The 16,972-nt window shown below is 59.2% G+C and carries 15 protein-coding genes; 7 read left to right on the forward strand and 8 right to left on the reverse strand.

Annotated elements, in window-relative coordinates; translation table 11 throughout:
• The first annotated feature begins 112 nt into the window (after nt 1-112).
• The gene (locus ACT3TP_RS02010; protein ID WP_096284470.1) at nt 113-1,096 is read left to right on the forward strand and encodes an arsenic resistance protein; all 984 of its coding nucleotides are present in this window, start codon (nt 113-115) and stop codon (nt 1,094-1,096) included.
• A gap of 34 nt (nt 1,097-1,130) precedes the next feature.
• Here the strand turns inward: ACT3TP_RS02010 and ACT3TP_RS02015 are convergent, their stop codons facing one another.
• The 4 genes from ACT3TP_RS02015 to ACT3TP_RS02030 form a co-directional block, all read right to left on the reverse strand.
• Nucleotides 1,131-2,405 (reverse strand): glycosyltransferase, encoded by a 1,275-nt coding sequence (locus tag ACT3TP_RS02015; RefSeq protein WP_096284468.1) that lies wholly within the window; start codon nt 2,403-2,405, stop codon nt 1,131-1,133.
• A gap of 447 nt (nt 2,406-2,852) precedes the next feature.
• Complete coding sequence (locus tag ACT3TP_RS02020; RefSeq protein WP_444619012.1) at nt 2,853-3,701, reverse strand: SDR family NAD(P)-dependent oxidoreductase; 849 nt, start codon at nt 3,699-3,701, stop codon at nt 2,853-2,855.
• A gap of 464 nt (nt 3,702-4,165) precedes the next feature.
• On the reverse strand, nt 4,166-4,627 hold the full coding sequence (locus ACT3TP_RS02025) for a DUF3817 domain-containing protein (protein ID WP_444619014.1): 462 nt from the start codon (nt 4,625-4,627) through the stop codon (nt 4,166-4,168).
• Nucleotides 4,628-5,123: 496 nt separating this feature from the next.
• Nucleotides 5,124-5,483 carry an ArsR/SmtB family transcription factor gene (locus tag ACT3TP_RS02030; protein ID WP_444619016.1) on the reverse strand — a complete coding sequence of 120 codons (360 nt, stop codon included), beginning with the start codon at nt 5,481-5,483 and terminating at the stop codon, nt 5,124-5,126.
• 338 nt (nt 5,484-5,821) lie between these two features.
• On the opposite strand from ACT3TP_RS02030, the gene zapE reads away from it, so the two are divergent.
• From zapE to ACT3TP_RS02060, 6 genes are all read left to right on the forward strand, one after another.
• Entirely contained in the window at nt 5,822-6,886 is a 1,065-nt protein-coding gene (zapE, locus tag ACT3TP_RS02035; protein ID WP_444619018.1) for a cell division protein ZapE, read from the forward strand.
• The gene (locus tag ACT3TP_RS02040) at nt 6,883-7,527 is read left to right on the forward strand and encodes a peptide deformylase (protein WP_096284458.1); all 645 of its coding nucleotides are present in this window, start codon (nt 6,883-6,885) and stop codon (nt 7,525-7,527) included. The genes zapE and ACT3TP_RS02040 overlap by 4 nt, the downstream gene beginning before the upstream one ends.
• Nucleotides 7,527-8,375 (forward strand): putative RNA methyltransferase, encoded by an 849-nt coding sequence (locus ACT3TP_RS02045; RefSeq protein WP_096284456.1) that lies wholly within the window; start codon nt 7,527-7,529, stop codon nt 8,373-8,375. Before ACT3TP_RS02040 ends, ACT3TP_RS02045 begins: the two co-directional genes overlap by 1 nt.
• A 103-nt stretch (nt 8,376-8,478) precedes the next feature.
• Entirely contained in the window at nt 8,479-8,949 is a 471-nt protein-coding gene (locus tag ACT3TP_RS02050) for an NfeD family protein (RefSeq protein ID WP_096284454.1), read from the forward strand.
• A gap of 55 nt (nt 8,950-9,004) precedes the next feature.
• Nucleotides 9,005-9,934 (forward strand): SPFH domain-containing protein, encoded by a 930-nt coding sequence (locus ACT3TP_RS02055; RefSeq protein ID WP_255248366.1) that lies wholly within the window; start codon nt 9,005-9,007, stop codon nt 9,932-9,934.
• A gap of 175 nt (nt 9,935-10,109) precedes the next feature.
• Nucleotides 10,110-10,457, forward strand: coding sequence for an RNA polymerase-binding protein RbpA (locus ACT3TP_RS02060; protein WP_096284452.1), 348 nt, complete (start codon nt 10,110-10,112; stop codon nt 10,455-10,457).
• A gap of 81 nt (nt 10,458-10,538) precedes the next feature.
• Here the strand turns inward: ACT3TP_RS02060 and ACT3TP_RS02065 are convergent, their stop codons facing one another.
• The 4 genes from ACT3TP_RS02065 to tatC all read right to left on the reverse strand — a co-directional run bounded on the left by ACT3TP_RS02065 (nt 10,539) and on the right by tatC (nt 16,966).
• A complete protein-coding gene (locus ACT3TP_RS02065) occupies nt 10,539-11,267 on the reverse strand; it encodes a polyprenol monophosphomannose synthase (RefSeq protein WP_096284450.1) in 729 nt (242 codons plus the stop codon).
• 381 nt (nt 11,268-11,648) lie between these two features.
• The gene (locus ACT3TP_RS02070) at nt 11,649-13,238 is read right to left on the reverse strand and encodes an amidohydrolase (RefSeq protein WP_444619021.1); all 1,590 of its coding nucleotides are present in this window, start codon (nt 13,236-13,238) and stop codon (nt 11,649-11,651) included.
• 34 nt (nt 13,239-13,272) lie between these two features.
• Entirely contained in the window at nt 13,273-16,056 is a 2,784-nt protein-coding gene (locus ACT3TP_RS02075) for a DEAD/DEAH box helicase (protein ID WP_444619023.1), read from the reverse strand.
• 58 nt (nt 16,057-16,114) lie between these two features.
• Nucleotides 16,115-16,966, reverse strand: coding sequence for a twin-arginine translocase subunit TatC (gene tatC / locus ACT3TP_RS02080; protein WP_105569070.1), 852 nt, complete (start codon nt 16,964-16,966; stop codon nt 16,115-16,117).
• Nucleotides 16,967-16,972 lie beyond the last annotated feature (6 nt).

Raw genomic sequence — 16,972 nt, forward strand, 5'->3', positions numbered from 1 at the left:
TCTTAGGCAATGGCCTGAACGGATTGTGTTCCGATCAGCATCGAGCCCCGTCGCCTTCGCCACAAAAGCGCTGCGCTGCTGGCGGGCTCCGCAGATCGTTAGACTGAGAGGCATGAGAAGCTGGCCTGGTGAAGTTTGGATGGAACGGCACCAGATTGTTCTCTATTTAGCTGCGATACTCGGCGGCTGCCTGCTCGGACTGTGGTTGCCCGCGGGCAAACCCGTTCTGGAAATCACGATCAATCCACTGATTGGGCTCTTGCTTTATGCCACGTTCTTGGCCTTGCCGCTAGGAAAACTCGGCTCTGCGTTCAAAGACCTGAAGTTTCTCGGTGCGCTGGTACTCGTGAATTTCCTCTTGGTTCCCCTCGTCGTCTTTGGCCTATCGCGCTTCGTGCAAAACGATCAGGCACTCCTGGTTGGCGTCCTGCTGGTGCTGTTGGCTCCCTGCGTGGACTATGTCATTGTGTTCACGAACATTGCCGGGGGAGCAGGCCATCGGCTGCTGGCCGCAACACCGTTGCTGATGATATTGCAGATGCTTCTGATACCAGCGTTTATCTTCTTGGTAATGGGCCCAAAAGCAGTGGAACTGTTCGCGCCAGGAAAGTTTCTGGGCGCCTTTCTGGGGCTCATCGTTCTCCCTCTGGTTGCGGCTACGCTGACCAGGTTTTTAGCCCAACGATCACCCCAAGCCGGTACCCTTATCTCGGCCGCCCAGTGGTTAATGGTGCCTCTCATGATGGCGACTCTTGCCGCGGTCGTAGGATCGCAGATCGCCCTCGTGGCGACGGAGCTGCAGCAAGTGCTACGTGTCCTGCCGATATTTGTGGCTTTCGCGATCATCATGGCTGCCGCCGGAACGCTTGTCGCCAAATTATCGAATTCCGATGTTGCTGCGGGTCGCGCATTGGTCTTCAGCGGAATCACCCGAAACTCGTTAGTCGTTTTGCCCTTGGCTCTGGCCTTGCCGGCAAAATACGAACTGGCACCCACGGTTGTGGTCACCCAGACGCTGGTAGAACTGCTGTGCATGTTGATACTCATACGTTTGGTTCCGAAAATTCTCCGGCAGACAAATCCTGTCCGGAACTAGGTGAGCACTCGGCTCCACGCCAGCCGAATTTGGCTCAACGCGCAAACCCGTCGACGATCTGCTCCAGCACCTGCACGCCGACGCCGAGGCCGTCTTCGGCTCGAATTGCCGCGCCTAGCCCGGCGGCGCGGATCGCGTAGGAGTCCGTGCGGACAAGGTCGCCGAGACGATCGTTCAGGCCGGTAACCAAGTTCCTGGCCGGTAGCGGAGCCGGCCCGACCCCCAGCGCGTGCAATCGCGCGCCCCAGAACGGCTGGTCTCCAAGGAACGGGACAACTAGTGTCGGCCGCCCCGACCGCAGCCCGGCCGCTGTCGAGCCGGCACCGCCGTGGTGCACTACCGCCGAGACGCGCGGGAAGAGCCATTGGTGGGCAGCGCCCTCCATGACGAGGACATCGTCCGTCCCGGACTCGCCCGCGGTGATCCCGCCCCACCCGGTCGCAACGATCCCGCGCAAACCGTTAATCCGCAGCGCGGCCAAAATCGCCTGCCGGCGTTCGTTTGCCCCCTTGCCAAAGCCCATGGAACCGAACCCGACATACACCGGAGGGGATCCATTCGCGAGAAAGTCCACCAGCCGTGCCGGTGGCTCCCAATTGGAGTCATCACCTTGATCCAGGAACCAGTATCCAGTGACGTGGGCCGAGGATGGGTAGTCGCGGGGGATTGGCAGCACGTGTTTGCTGTATGGGTACAGGACGTGGACCGGGCTCCCGTCGGGATTCTTGAGCGGGTCCGCGAGGCGTGCAACGCGGCCCAGACCGACCTCGCGCCGGAAATCATTGATCATGGCGCCGTAGAGGATCCCAGTCATCCGCCTGAATTCAAAAGTCGCACGGTTACCCCACGCCCCGAAGGAGGCGCCGCCGAGGAAAGGCACCGGATGCGCACGCGTCGGGGTGAAAAACGGGAGCGGGAGGGAAAGCACGCCGGGCACACCCAGCGCCTGCGCGATGTGCTGCCCGGCCAAGCACTTGGGGTGGTACACCACGATGTCCGGGCGCAAGGACTGCGCGGCAGCCCAGCATTCCGAGTTCAGCTCGCGCATCGCGGAGGTCATGATTCCCAGGGTCTTCAGCGCGTCGCGCGGACCGCGCAGCTCGGGCAAGACCTCGCGCAGCAGACGCAGCATCTCGGAACCGCAGGGGTAGTGCGTGACGCTTCCGGCTCCGCCCTGCGGTACCAGATCCGCGAACCGCTCGGGGACTGCAAAGGTGACGTCGTGCCCGGAACGTGCCAGCTCACCGGCCAGGGCGGCATAGGGCTGGATGTCGCCGCGAGTACCGAACGACATGATCAAGACGCGCATGGCTAGTTCCTTCCCGACGGGACCACCTGGCGAGCAGGCTTCCCGGCACACCGCCAATGCTACTCCTGCCGGAATTCCAGGGACCGCCGTAGAATCCGGAGAAACAGCGCGTGACCAACCGGCCCTGGTAATGCGTAGCTGAACAGGGACTTGCTGGCGGCAGCGATTCGCTGCGGAAGGCAGATCATTGGTGAGGGAACTGAAGACGATGCGGTTGTTTGTGAAGCTCCGCGCTCGGTGGCGGCGCCTCGCGATCGAGGGGTGCCGCGCCCCACATTTCGTTTACCGATCGGTGCCGGGCTGTTGAATCGCTGCCATGTCGGCGGTTTCTGCAAGTAAGAAGGCCGGGACCGGAGGCTAGTAGCCCGCGCCCCGTTCAGCAGGGAAGCACGTCTGGACTTGGGACGGGCGTTCGCCGTGGGCAACAAGCAGAAAGCGCTATTCCTCTCAGCCTGCCTTCTTCTGTGTCGTTGCGAACTCTTGTCCGGCCTTGGTGCCGCCATCGACCAGAATATCGATCCCGGTCAGGTAGCCAGGTGCTTCACTGGCGCAGAACGCGATAACAGCCGCGACTTCCTCGGGCTTGCCGAATCGCTTGATTGCTGCCGACTTGATGAGGTCGCCGGCCCCGTGGTTCTCCTCCAGACGCCCCATTGCGGTGTCGAAGCTCCCCGGGGAGACTGAAACGACCCGTGCTCCCAACTCGCCGAACCGCGCCGCAACGAAACGGCTGTACCAGTGGACGAAGTTCTTGCTGATCGCGTAGGCCAGACCAGCTTTCAGCTTTGGGCCGACGAGCCTCGCTCGCTTAACTATCGCTTGCTCAAAGACGTCGGGCTGTTGCTCGGCGCGTCGGAAAGCACGCGACGGAATCAGCAGCTTGGGAATGCTATGCCCGGCGGTTGATGCCACATTGACCAGTGCGTCACCGGCGGCCGCCCTGGAGAGAAACGCCTGCGCAATGTTGACTGTGCCAGTTGCATTTATGCGGGCGATGCGTTCAGCCGTACCCATTTGCGGACTGATGCCAGCGGCGTGGACCACCGCGCGAACGTGGCTTCCGGCAGAGACCGCGAACTGGAAAAGGTGCTCGACGGACGCTTTGTCGGCAATATCGCACACTATGCCCGTTGCCTCGATTCCGGCCATATCCAGCTCGCGCACTGCATCATCGAGGCGCGTCTGGTCGAGGTCTGCCAGTACGATTCGGTGGTCGCGCCCCATGAGCCTGGCCGTTGCTATCCCCATGCCGCCGGTCCCACCGGTGATGATTACTGTCGGTAGTTTAGTTGACATGGTGGTCCTCTTCATTTGGGAAGGCAGGGGATTGTGCCCTAGTTGGTAGACAGCTGGAAATTCGGGTTGCGTACAGAGCTGCAATATCGCTGGTTCCTAGCCGTAGCCATCGATTGACTGATGGCTACGGATCTCCCGGGTGCCGGATCAGCTGTGTTGCTGCGTTCCACGTCGAGGTCTGGCTGATCAGGATTCTAGCGTAATCTTCTTGGATCGTCGCGGGCCCGATCCATGCCTAATAGTCTAAGCACCACTAGGACTAATTCCGTCTGGAAGGTTCTGAGTCATCTGAACCGAGTCGGGGGAGCGCGTAGCCGATCCCGGACATCGACCTGATTGACCTGCGTTTGGTAGAACGCTTCCAAGTGTTCGGGGCTAGTGGTTGTCGCGGGTGTAGCAAAACAACCTCGCACCTAAATGCATTCGGCAGCATGGCCGACTAATCCATGGTTTATTTCAGGGTACTAACCGCGTCCGCCCGGGGGGCCAAGGACCAGCATGGTCGAGAAAATCCCGACTACCGCAAGCAACAGGATCGCTCCGGTCAGCACCGGACGGCCCACCATCCAACGCATGGCTGCATCGGTCCATTTCCTGTCATCAGGATGGTTGCTCGCGGTTGTGCGCCATGCGCCAACGAGCTTTCCCTTGTTCTCCAGCCACTTATCAAAGGGGATAGTGAGGTACGGAATGATCGAGGTAGCCGCGGCGCCGATAATGAGACGTTTGCTCCAGCGCTGGTTCATGCCTACGAGAACCGACATGACAACGTAGGACAGGAAGACAAACCCATGGATAAAACCGGCAATGGAAACGGGCCAATCGCCAACCTTTACCCCGTATTTTAAGATCATTGCGACAATGAGCATAGTCCAGGTGACGGCTTCGGCTCTGGCAACGGTGCGATAGAGGGCGCTTGGAGACATGGGCTGATTTCAGTCCTTGAGTGGTGGGGGAGAACAACTTCGAGATTATCTCTGCCTATAGACTATCGGCTCGAACTAAGTGCGCTTAATTCGCTCATTCCATTCAGCCTGACTCCGCGTGAGCTGGCGCATTTTGCTTCCGCAGAAACGAGTTCCGCCATCGATATGCCTTGCTTCTAAAAACAGTTGCCAACAGTCGCTATTTGGCAATCGATTCCCACATCCGTGAAACCGATATCCTTGCCGTCCGGAGAGAATTATCCGCCCATATTGAACTGGATCTGCCTCAACTAAAATGAGACAGAAATTAGAATGCCCCCAACTGCAATTAGCCGGGGCAAATGCCATGAGCAAGACCGCCATGGGGAGTGCCAGATTTCCGCTACTTTACATAATGTAGATTATCGGCTCTATAGGCAAGAGTTGAGTAGGGTTGATTACTAGCTGCTTGGCGCAGGATTGATTCGGGCAATGCACCGCCGTGGCTCGGCGCCGCCTAGATGGTCGGCTCGTCTTCATTGCTGATGCGAAGTCGGTATTCGGCGAAGTCCAATGTCTGCCCGATGAATTTCTTGAGTCGCTCGTCTTGCATCGAGTAGATGACGTGCCGACCGGATTTGCGCGTCTGCAGCACTCCGGTGGTCCGAAGCCTCGCAAGCAGCTGGCCAGCAACAGTTGGGCTGACTCCAACGAATTGCGAAAGCTCCGATAAGGAATGCTCTGCCTTGGTCAGCGCCCAAAGCATTTGCAGCCTGGCTGGATCCGACAAGGTCTTGAGGATCGTCATGGACATGTCGAGCAGATCATTGGATATGATGTCCTCGCGTGTTGGCAACCCAGCGTATTCACTGGTCATGATCCTCACTCCTCGACTAGGCGCTTGGCCGGAGTTTGTGATGCCAGCGACTCGCCGCACAAAGAGGCCTCGGTGCAACCATTATGGTCACGAGAACGAATAAAGCGATAGCCAAGTCATGACTTTATGATTGCCTTGATCATAGGCGCGTCGAATGAGCGAGCCACTCCCCTGATAATACTTGAAGCTTAAATTACTGTAAATAGCTTGCTGACATGGTGCATTGCACTCATTGTCGAATTTCTGTCAAGGCCACCTTACCTGCTTGGTCCCTCGTGGTCGCTGACGACAGCGTGAAGAAAATTGGCAGTCGCTAGAGCTAATGGGAAGATTTAGTCATGCCTTCACTTCTGCCTGCTAGATTGCTGCGCACCCGTCGAGTCGCGCAACGTAGGCGGCGTGTATTTTCGGCTCTGCAACGTCAGGGCTTCAGCCTCGATCAGCGTCAGCGAGATCTCGTCCAACTGCTGAGTCAAAAGCTTGCAAACCCGTCGGCTCAAGCCACACGTGGCGTCTACGTTTATGGTCCGCCGGGACGTGGCAAATCGATGCTGCTAGACGCTTTCTGCGCGGATCTGGATCCGACCGTCACAGCGCGCTACTACTTCCATGAGTTCTTCCGGGCGATTAACCAGCCAGGCGAGCATGCCGAGAAGCGGAGCCTTGGCTCGGTTTTTGCACAGGGGTTGGAGCGTGAACTGACCGGCATCAAAATATTGCTGTTCGATGAGTTCCATTGCGTTGAACCAGGTGATGCCATGTTCATGGCCAAACTCGTCAGCTACTGCCAAGAACATGAAATCTTCCTGGTTACGACCTCGAACTACGAGCCAGAGAAGCTTCTGGATGACGAGTACTTCCACCATCTCGCGGAGCCCACCATCGAGTTAATTCGTTCAACTTTTGATGTCTTCGAGCTGGATGCTGCCGTGGATTACCGCACGCTAGCGGCACCGGCTGGAATGCGTCGCGAAGGCTACCGCGCTGGCACTCTCAACCCGGGGTACTCCCCTATTGACGAATCAGATTTTGATGTGCACATTGAGGTTGGCTACGACAAAATCGGCCCCGCTAGATACCGCGGAGCAACCATTGAAATTTCTTTTGACCAGCTCTGCCGCACCCGCCGGAATACCGCGGACTACCTCGCCCTCGCCTCCCGATTCAGCTGCTGGCACATCACCTCGGTACCCTCAAGCCAGGCCATGCCAATGGACGAGGAACGGCGTTTCGCCAACCTCATAGACGTGTTCTATGACCGGGACCTGGAGGTGCACCTTTACACCCAAGATCGATTAGAACATCTGGGACACAGGCTGCACGACACAGAACGCGCCCGGCTCGAGTCGCGTTTGGCGCAATTGCAATATTCAGAAGAAGCGACTGATCGGATCACCCAGTGAATGACCGCAAAGTTCTAGATGCCAAAGACCTCACCGATCTGGTGGTGGGGATCTTGGCAGAGTCCAAGGATCAAGTAGTCCCGATTGTGCAGCTAGGACACCCGGTGCTGCGACAACAAGCTCAGCACTACGAGGGCCAGCTCCCCGCAGCGCTGCTCGACGAGCTGCTGGCGGTCATGCGAGCGACCATGTACGCCGCTCCCGGGGTGGGGCTCGCCGCGCCACAGATCGGCATCCCGCTGCAGATTGCGGTGCTCGAAGACTTGTACCCGATTGACGAGGAATCTGCTGCGCTACGCGAACGCACTCCCTTGGAATACCTAGAAATCTTCAATCCAAGCTATCGTGCAGTTGGTGTGCGCGAGGCGGTCTTCTATGAAGGCTGCCTGTCTTTCGAAGGATTCCAGGCTGTAGTTCACCGTCCTGCCGAGATCAGCGCCAGTTACAGCAACCGCGAGGGAGCAATGTTCACCCGCGAATTCTCCGGTTGGCAGGCACGAATTGTGCAGCATGAAACGGATCATCTAGCTGGCACCGTCTACATCGACAAGGCGCTCACTCGTTCGCTCGTTGGCGAGGCCGAACTCTACCGCTATCCAGGACTTGATCTGGGCCAGGCCCGAGAAGAGCTGAATTTCTAATGTCGAAAAGCACCACGGTTCTGTGCCCGGTCTGTGATCAGCCACTGGTCCTATCCACCGAGCCGCGACGCAGCCTGCACTGCCCGGACGGACACCGTTTTGATGCGGCTAGGCAAGGGTATTTCAACTTCTTAACCGGCCGCGGGACAAACTTCATCGAAGATACTGGTCCGATGGTCAACGCCCGCGAAGACTTCCAGAACCAAGGGCACTACGCACCCTTGGCGAAGGAGCTCAGTGCTTCCATTGCCGGACACCATTCTGAGAGCAAGCTTGAGGTGCTCGACGCCGGCGCCGGAACTGGCTACTACCTGGGTGAAATGATCGCTTCGGCATACGCAACCGAGATCGACGCGCTGGCCTTGGACATTTCACGCTATGCCATGCGTCGGGCGGCGAAACTGCCGCATACACTGGCCATGGTGTGGGACGTCTGGCGTCGCTTACCGTCGGCAGATCAATCGCGGGACGTGGTCCTGAACTGCTTTGCCCCACATAATCCAGCAGAGTTTCATCGTGTCCTACGCGAAAACGGTGTTTGCTTGGTCGTCACCGCGGCGCAGGACCATCTGCAAGAGATCCGTGAGTCTTTGGGAATGCTTGGGATCGCAGAAAACAAGGAGGTTTCGTTGATCGAAAAGTTCCGTGCCGCGGGGTTGCGGCATCAACAGTCGACAAACTTGACCTATGCCATGGATCTGCAGACCATCGACCTGTTCAACTTGGCCTTCATGGGGCCGGCAGGACATCATCTCTCCCCCGAGGATTTACGCGCTAAGACCGAATCCCTCGGCGCGCAAAGAGTCAACGCATCCTTTGGAGTACATATATTCGTCCGCGAAGGCTAGAAAATACCCCAAAATGACTACCGCTTTTCTTGTCGCCTTACGGCAGAATGGAGCAAAGGCCACTCGCAATTGGCCCTTGCTCTTTTGAACAAAGGTGGATGCCATGACAACGGCAGAATGGATTATCAGCAATGCCTGGGTCATTTGGCTCGCGCTATTCCTGCTGTTGGCCATAATCGAAATGATCTCGTTGGATCTTTACTTCGTCATGCTTGGCGTGGGCGCGTTGGGCGGTGTCGCCGTAGCGCTTTTCGACGGACCTATCTGGTTGCAAGTTGTCGTGTTCTGTTTAATGTCGCTGTTGATGATCTTCTTGGTCAGGCCGGTTGCCATTAAACATCTGAAGAAATCTCCCGAGGGCTTCCGAACGAATATTGAACGCTTGATCGGACAGGATGCGCTGATTCTGGAACCGACGTCACGTCTATCCGGATCTGCAAAAATTGCCGGTGAAATCTGGACTGCCCGAGCCGAAGCGAATGCAGCAACCATGTCTCCGGGTTCCTATGCGGTAGTCAGCCGCATCCAGGGCGCTACTGCGTACCTCACCCCCGCACCGAAAGACGAAGCTTAATCTCATCACGGCTTAACACCTCTATTACTACGCACTAGGAAAGAGAGTACACACCATGCAAAATGGATTTGGCACGACGATTGTACTTGTCGTCCTGGCGATCTTCGTGATCGTCGTTCTGTTGCGCAGTGTTCGTATCGTGCCGCAAGCACGCGCAGGCATTGTGGAACGTCTCGGCAAATACAATCGAACCCTCAACCCGGGGCTGACGCTACTGATCCCATTCGTGGATCGACTCCTGCCGATGCTTGATCTGCGTGAGCAGGTTGTTTCCTTCCCACCGCAGCCGGTGATTACCGAAGACAACCTCGTGGTTTCGATCGATACCGTGATCTACTACCAGATCACCGAACCACGCGCCGCCACCTACGAAATCGCGAATTATATTCAGGCGGTAGAGCAGCTCACCACCACCACGCTTCGTAACGTCGTCGGTGGCTTGAACCTGGAAGAGGCTCTGACCAGCCGCGACCAGATTAACGGCCAGCTGCGCGGTGTCTTGGACGAAGCTACCGGCAAATGGGGCATTCGTGTCTCGCGCGTCGAGCTGAAGGCCATCGATCCACCCATCTCGATCCAGGATTCGATGGAGAAGCAGATGCGCGCGGATCGAGATCGCCGTGCGGCGATCCTGACCGCCGAAGGCGTCAAGCAGTCCTCGATCCTGACCGCCGAAGGCCAGCGCCAGTCCTCGATCCTGAAGGCCGAAGGTGATGCCCAGGCATCGATCTTGCGTGCTGATGGCGAGTCCCAAGCTATTCAGAAGGTCTTCGATGCAATTCACGCCGGTAAGCCGGATTCCGAATTGCTCGCGTACCAGTACCTGCAGACCTTGCCAAAACTGGCCGAGGGTACGAGCAATACGCTCTGGGTTATCCCTAGCGAGCTGACCGAGGCCTTGAAGGGCATTGGCGGTGCGTTCAGCAACAGCCAGAACCCGGGCGAAGGACCGGTAGAATCGCCAAAAAACAACTCCGGAATCTAATTTCAGAGCATGTAGGGTGAATATCATCAGTTCGATGGCGGGGTGCGCATGACGTACCCCGCCATCGACGCGTATAATGGATGTTTTGGTGTCGCGAATATTCCCTGGGAATTATTTAGTGAGACCAATCGTTGGTACGTGTAGCGAATTCTTTAAAACACCGCGGAGGGAAATCATGAGCGATCGCAGCCTACGAGGCATGCGCCTGGGTGCACAGAGCATGGAATCTGAGGCAGGTGTGGAGCCGGCTGCCCGTCAGCGTGTGGAGTACCGTACCGAAGAGGGCGAAGGTATTTTCATCGTCTTCGCAGCCGAAGCCGAAATTCCTGCCACTTGGCTCACCAAGAGCGGCAAAGAGGCAAAGCTGGTCCACGGCGAGGCTAACGCCCCTGAAGCAGCGAACGAAAAGCCGGTACGTACCCACTGGGACATGCTGTTAGAGCGTCGTAGCACGGAAGAACTTGAGAAGATCTTGGGCGACCGCCTGACCCACCTGCGCGTTTCGCGTGGCGAATCAGCGTAGTTTTCGAGTCTTCTGCAGAAAAGGGAAGCGGTTTCCAACTCGATGAGTTGGAAACCGCCTCCCTTTTCTACGCTCTTGGCGCTACTTCTTGGAAGTCAGTTTCTTCCAACGTGCGCCTAGTCCCCAACGGGTCACGTTCCACATTGCTTCGAACACGATGTTTCCGCTCATCTTCGAATCGCCAAGTTCACGTTCCACGAAAGTCACCGGAACCTCGACGATCTTCTTGCGCAGCATCGCCACACGGAAGGTCATGTCGACTTGGAATCCGTAGCCGCGGGACTCTACCGCGTCGAAATCGATCGCTTCGAGGGTGGTGCGCTTGAAGGCGCGGTATCCGGCGGTAATGTCGCGCAGCGGCAGGCCGAGCATCGTGCGAGCGTAGAAGCTGCCACCGCGGGAGATCAGCTTGCGGTGCAGCGGCCAGTTGACGACCTCACCGCCCTTGACCCAGCGTGAACCAATGACGAGGTCGGCGCCGGCGGCGCTGGCCTCCAGCAGGCGTGGAAGCTGCTCAGGCATATGCGAGCCATCGGCGTCCATTTCCACCAGCACGTCGTAGTCGCGTTCCAGCGCCCAGCGGAAGCCAGCGATGTAGGCGGCGCCCAGGCCTTCCTTGCCGGTCCGGTGAAGGACGTGGACCGATGAGTCCTCGGCCGCGAACTTGTCCGCAAGTTCACCGGTGCCGTCCGGGGAGTTATCGTCCACGATCAAAACATCCGAATCCGGAACGGCCTGTCGAAGACGCCCCACCGTCAGTGGGAGCGACTCCAATTCGTTATAAGTCGGAATGATCGTAATGACGCGCACGCGGCGGCACCTTTCTAGATATACAACAGAAGTTCCAACCTGCGAACAGGGCGGAGAGTAAAGCCAAATTCAAAGTATAGTCACCCGGAAACCCGCAGCACTATTAGACACAGCAATCCCCGGTGACTTCGGCCCAATCTCACATACGTGAAGCGTGCGAAATGTTATCTAAGGTCACCGGGGATCGCTATCGTACTGCGTCGTTTCGAACGCAATGCAGTGCATTACGATGAGGCGCTGTCCCCCAGCCTAGTCGTTCCCCTACCCCGGCTGTCAACCATATGGTGACTACAATCTTCACTAAATCTATACTTGTCAAAGCCTAGATTTGTGATAACGAAGAACTTGAAGCAGAGGGGATTATGCTGAGGGCTAATTCCGCTAATCCATCCGGTCGAAGATCGTGGCACCGGCACGCACGGTTCGCAAGCACCGCGGAATCTCTTCATCAACCACCGGAAGCATCGGCGTTCCCGCCCGGGCATCGGTACTCCAGGAACTAATCCGCTCATCCGGGGTCTGAATCGCCAATTCGGACGCGCTCCACACCGCGAAGGTGGCCGGAGCGCCGATAACCAGCTGTCCGGCAAATGGGTTCAGCTCCCCCATCGCACGATAGGTCGAGCGGGTTTGGCCCATGAATCCGGCGCGAGCCGAAATACGTGCCTCCGGGTTGCTCATGGACATGGCCGCGCGCACCACGGCCCAACCATCGACCTCGGTGACCGGGGCGTCAGAGCCAAGCACCAACGGAACGCCGCTGGAGAGCATGGCAGAAAGATTGTTCATCGTTGCCGCGCGCTCGCCTAGGCGTTGCTCGTACATGCCCTCAGGGCCGCCCCAGAGCGCGTCGAAGCCCGGCTGCATGGACACGGTGATCGAGTAGGAAAGCAACCGTGCACGAGTTGGCTCATCTACCATCTCCACATGTTCCAAGCGGTGCCGCGCCGACTGCAGCTTGGCTACACCGATCCGCTGCGCCGCCGCATCAAAGCCCGCGAGCAGCAGATCCAGGGCCGCATCGCCGATCACGTGGAACGCTGCCTGGATCCCCTGCTCCGAGCAGGCAATCAGGTGTCCGGCGATCTGCTCGACGCTCAGATAGGCCTGGCCGCGGTGGCCGGGCTGATCGCTGTAGTCTTCGCGCAAGTACGCGGTGCGGCTGCCTAGCGAGCCATCCACGCTCAGGTCTCCGCCAAGTCCAAGCACCCGGCCCGTCGGGAAGGAGCGCATCAATTCATCGGCCTGCTCGGCGCTGTCCACCAGCTCGCCCCAGTAAGCATAGACCTGCGGCAAAACCGTGAGGTCCTTGGCCAGCAGCTGGTCCAGCGCCGAACGGCCCTCGAGCTGCGGGGCGGCCATCTCCACGACCGTGGCAAAGCCACGCGAGGCGTAGTGCTCCAGGGCCAGCTGCTGGAATTGCTCCACCGCTGGGCCTTGGGTCAGCAACGCCCGGCGTACCTCGTCGTGCTCGGCGCCGCGGACCAGGCCCGAGGTGATGGAGCCCAGACCGAGGCGGTCCAGCAGCTCCCGGTTCACCAGGGCGCTGTGCACGTCGCGCCTGGACAGGTAATATGGCCGGCCAGCGGCGGCCGAGGTCAGATCCGTTTCGTTCGGAAGCGAAGGCTCGGACCACGCGGTTTCGTCCCAGCCCTGGCCGACCACCACATCTTCGGCGGTTTTGGCACGCTGCGCCAGCAGGCTGAGCAGTTCGGTGGCAGAGCCGGCGCCGGTCAGGTCCGCTCCCCCGAGGCTGCGGCCAAGGGCCGCCAAATGGGCATGGGACTCCACAAACGCCGGGGTCACCAAGGCGCCTTGGAGATCTATCACCCGATCGGCCTTTGCCGCATAACGGTCGGCGGCCTCTTCACCGCCCAGCCAGGCGACGGTATCCCCGTCGATGACCAGAGCCGTTGCGAAAGGATCGGCCGCGGAATAGATGGATCCATTGCGGTACAGGGTTAGTGCCACGAGTTATTTTCCTTTGTTCTCAAACCGGCTGCGATTAATCAAGGACGTTCGAATAGGCGATGACCCCACGCTTGACCAGGTCAACTGCCTGGCGTGCGGACCTGACCAGCTCCACCGGCAGGTCGGTGTTTTTGCCGAACTGGTCCAGGGTGTCGATCACCTGCTTGGCCCAGCGCACAAAGTCGCCCGGGGCCATATCTCCCCCGCGCAGTGCGCTGTTGAGCGAAGCGCCGCGCGACCACTTGTACATGGGCCAGATCAGTCCGGCCTCGGGCGGTGCGGTGGGGTTCAACCCCAGTGCCTCCTCGGCGTCCGAGAGCGTGCCCCAGATATTGATCGTCTGGGTCCAGATATCGCCGACCCGGTCGGTGGGCATCTTCGGGTCGGGCCTGTCGTAGTCACGGCGTCCCTGGTAGACCAGCGCCGCAACCACCGCGCAGAGCTCTTCGGGGTGCAGCCCGTTGAGCTTGCCGGTTTCCAGGACTTGGCTGGTCAACAGGTCGCGTTCGCCGTAGATGCGACGCAGCCGACGGCCCGAGGCGGTAATTTCGTAGTCTTCGCCGTCATTGCTGGGAATCAGGTAGTCGAACCGCTCGAGGACCTTGCAGACCTTGTCGAACTCGGTGGCGATCGTATTGGTGCGCCCGCGGATCGCGCGGCGTGCCTTGTCCGTGTCCTTCTTCAGCTTCCAGTACCTATCGGCCCAGCGCATATGCGCGTCCCGGTCGGAGCAGGCGTGGCAGGGGTGGTCCTTCATGGCCAGGCGCAGCTTGTCGCTCTCGCGTTCGACGGAGTCCGCACCGTCAAAATTGAAGCTCTGGGCGTCCTGTCGCGGAGGGCGTTCATCGGCGATCGCATTGCGCAGGGCGGTGGCCAGATCCCGGCGTTCCTTCGGGCTCTTTCCGGTGAACCCCTTGGGGATCCGGATGCGGGAGATGATCTCTATCGGACCGTTGAGGTCATCGACGGAGAGCCGGCGCAGTTGGCCTTCTTCGGTCAGTACCGTGTGGCGCGGGTTGTACAGCGACTCGTCCAGGGCGACAATGACCGCCCGCCCGAATCGTCGTCCGCCGGGCAGATCCACGACATCGCCGCGGATCACCGACTGCAGGGAATTTTCTGCGGCCGAGCGGCGCAGGTTCTTGCGGTTCTTGGCCGCCCGCTTTTCGGCTTCGGAAAGGTCGCGTTGGAGTTTCAGATATTCGCGGAAGTCCCCCAGATGGCATTCCATGGACTTCTCGTAGCCGGCCAACGACTCCTCGCGCGAACGCACCTGCCGCGCCATGCCGACCACCGAACGGTCCGCCTGATACTGCGCGAAAGACGACTCCAGGATCTGGCGGGTCTGTTCGCGTCCGAACTGCGCCAGCAGGTTGGTGGACATGTTGTAGGTCGGGCGGAAGGAAGAGTTCAGCGGGTAGGTACGCCGGGAGGCCAACCCGGCCAAGGCTTCCGGTTCGATATCCGGATTCCACAGCACGATCGAGTGGCCCTCAACATCGATGCCGCGGCGACCTGCGCGCCCGGTGAGCTGGGTGTACTCCCCCGAGGAGATCTGCACATGGGATTCGCCGTTGAATTTCACCAGCTTTTCCAGCACCACCGAACGGGCCGGCATATTAACACCCAAGGCCAGCGTTTCGGTCGCGAAGACCACCTTGATCAGATTTCGGGCGAAAAGGTCTTCCACAATTTCTTTGAAGATCGGCAGAAGGCCTGCATGGTGCGAGGCGATCCCGCGCAGCAGTCCGTCGCGCCAGGACCAGAATTCGAGCACATCGAGGTCCTCACCGGGTATCCGGTAGGCGACCTCATCCAGCACCTCGGCGATCTGCGCGGCTTCCTCGTTCGTAGTGAGCCGCAGATCCGCCGAGACGCACTGCTGCAGGGCCATGTCGCAGCCCTTGCGGGAGAAGATGAAGAAGATCGCCGGCAGCAGTTCGGCCTTATCCAACCGGGAGATCACGTCGCGGCGGCTGACCCGGCGGCTCTGGCCCGGTCCTTGGGCACGGCCGCGTTGCGGACCCCGTCCGCCACGCTGGGGGCGTCCGGCCGGACGGTTGCTGCGAACCAGCTTGCGCAATTCGGGGTTGACGCTGATCTTGGCATCTTCGTCCGCCGCCCGGTCAAAGGCGACGTCTTCGGCGAAGAGATCCACGAGCTCAGGGCCGACCATCACGTGCTGAAAGAGCGGGACGGGGCGATGCTCGGAGACGATGATGTCGGTCTGCCCGCGCACGGTGTCCAGCCAACCACCGAATTCCTCGGCGTTGGATACGGTGGCCGACAAGGAAATTGTCTGTACGTTCGAGGGCAGGTGGATGATGACTTCTTCCCACACCGCGCCACGGAACTTATCGGCGAGGTAATGGACCTCATCCATGATCACGTAGCCCAGCCCGTCCAGCGTGCGGGAGTCCGCATAGAGCATATTGCGCAGCACTTCGGTGGTCATGACCACCACTTGGGCTTCGCTGTTGATCGAGGTGTCGCCGGTGAGCAGCCCGACCTGCTCCGGCCCGTAGCGTTTGACCAGTTCGGAATACTTCTGGTTGCTCAACGCCTTGATCGGGGTGGTGTAGAAGGCCTTGCGGTGCTCGTGAATCGCCTGATAGATAGCGAATTCACCGACTACCGTCTTGCCCGCACCGGTGGGCGCGGCGACCAGCACGCTATGGCCGTTGGCCACCGACTGGCAGGCTTGGGACTGGAATTCGTCGAGGTTGAAGGACACGCTGGCACGGAAGTCGGGCAAATAGGTGCCGCTTTCGACCTGTCGTTCCTTGGAATTCGCGTATCGCTCCGCGGGTGAAGTCACTATCGGCCGTTCACTTTCTGGAACGGGATCGCCGTTCCGAAACACTTAGCTATTGGTGCTAGACCTCGGTACTTGGTTCATCGATCGATGAGGCGGTCCCGTCCGCCATATTCTCGTTTGCCGCATCTTGTGCCGCCTGCTTCTTGGCCCGCTTCTTGTCGTTCAGGAAGCAGAACAGCGTGGCCGCTGCGAAGGTCAGGAAGAGCGGTCCAGCTAGCGCGAACATGGTGATCGCGTCGCCGCCGGGTGCCGCCATGGCTGCCACGAGGGCGATGAGGAAGACGGTAATCCGCCAGTTCTTGAGAATGACCTTTGAATGCAGCACTCCTACCATGTTCAAACCCACCATCAAGACCGGTACCAGCATGGCCAGGCCGAAGGCGAGCAACAAGCGGAAGATAAATGGCAGGTAGGTATCAATGGTGAACAGAGTTTCGGAATTCTCCGGAGCCAGCCCGATAAAGAACTGCAATGCAAAAGGAAGCACGAAGTAGGCCATGGCCACGCCACCGAGGAACAAGGGTGCGGCTGCGGCGGCGAAGGAATAGCCCAGGCGGCGTTCCTTCTTTTTCAATCCGGGCACGATAAAGGCCCAGATCTGGTAGATCCAGACCGGGGAGGAAGCGACTATGCCAACGAAGATCGCGACCTTCAGCAGAATGTCGAAAGGAGACATTACCGCGGTGAAGTTCACCGATCCCCCGGCTGCCTTCACCGGTTCGATGAGCAGCGCGAGCAGTTCGTCGTAGAGGAAGAACCCTGCCACGGTACCGATCGCCAGGGCGATCAACGACTTGAAAAGCCGATTGCGCGCTTCGATCAGGTGGTCTTTGAGGGACATCCGCCCCTCGGCGTCTTTGGACCGCGTCTTTTTCTTGGACCGCGGTGCCTTATCTTTGCTATTTACCACTGAAAA

It is taken from the genome of Glutamicibacter sp. AOP38-B1-38, from assembly GCF_052377485.1.
GTDB lineage: Bacteria > Actinomycetota > Actinomycetes > Actinomycetales > Micrococcaceae > Glutamicibacter.

What these genes read in the sequence shown, in the direction of transcription:
- ACT3TP_RS02010 (WP_096284470.1), top strand. Translation starts at nt 113, where the DNA reads ATGAGAAGCTGGCCTGGTGAAGTTTGGATGGAACGGCACCAGATTGTT.
- ACT3TP_RS02015 (WP_096284468.1), bottom strand. Translation starts at nt 2,405, where the DNA reads ATGCGCGTCTTGATCATGTCGTTCGGTACTCGCGGCGACATCCAGCCC.
- ACT3TP_RS02020 (WP_444619012.1), bottom strand. Translation starts at nt 3,701, where the DNA reads ATGTCAACTAAACTACCGACAGTAATCATCACCGGTGGGACCGGCGGC.
- ACT3TP_RS02025 (WP_444619014.1), bottom strand. Translation starts at nt 4,627, where the DNA reads ATGTCTCCAAGCGCCCTCTATCGCACCGTTGCCAGAGCCGAAGCCGTC.
- ACT3TP_RS02030 (WP_444619016.1), bottom strand. Translation starts at nt 5,483, where the DNA reads ATGACCAGTGAATACGCTGGGTTGCCAACACGCGAGGACATCATATCC.
- zapE (WP_444619018.1), top strand. Translation starts at nt 5,822, where the DNA reads ATGCCTTCACTTCTGCCTGCTAGATTGCTGCGCACCCGTCGAGTCGCG.
- ACT3TP_RS02045 (WP_096284456.1), top strand. Translation starts at nt 7,527, where the DNA reads ATGTCGAAAAGCACCACGGTTCTGTGCCCGGTCTGTGATCAGCCACTG.
- ACT3TP_RS02050 (WP_096284454.1), top strand. Translation starts at nt 8,479, where the DNA reads ATGACAACGGCAGAATGGATTATCAGCAATGCCTGGGTCATTTGGCTC.
- ACT3TP_RS02055 (WP_255248366.1), top strand. Translation starts at nt 9,005, where the DNA reads ATGCAAAATGGATTTGGCACGACGATTGTACTTGTCGTCCTGGCGATC.
- ACT3TP_RS02060 (WP_096284452.1), top strand. Translation starts at nt 10,110, where the DNA reads ATGAGCGATCGCAGCCTACGAGGCATGCGCCTGGGTGCACAGAGCATG.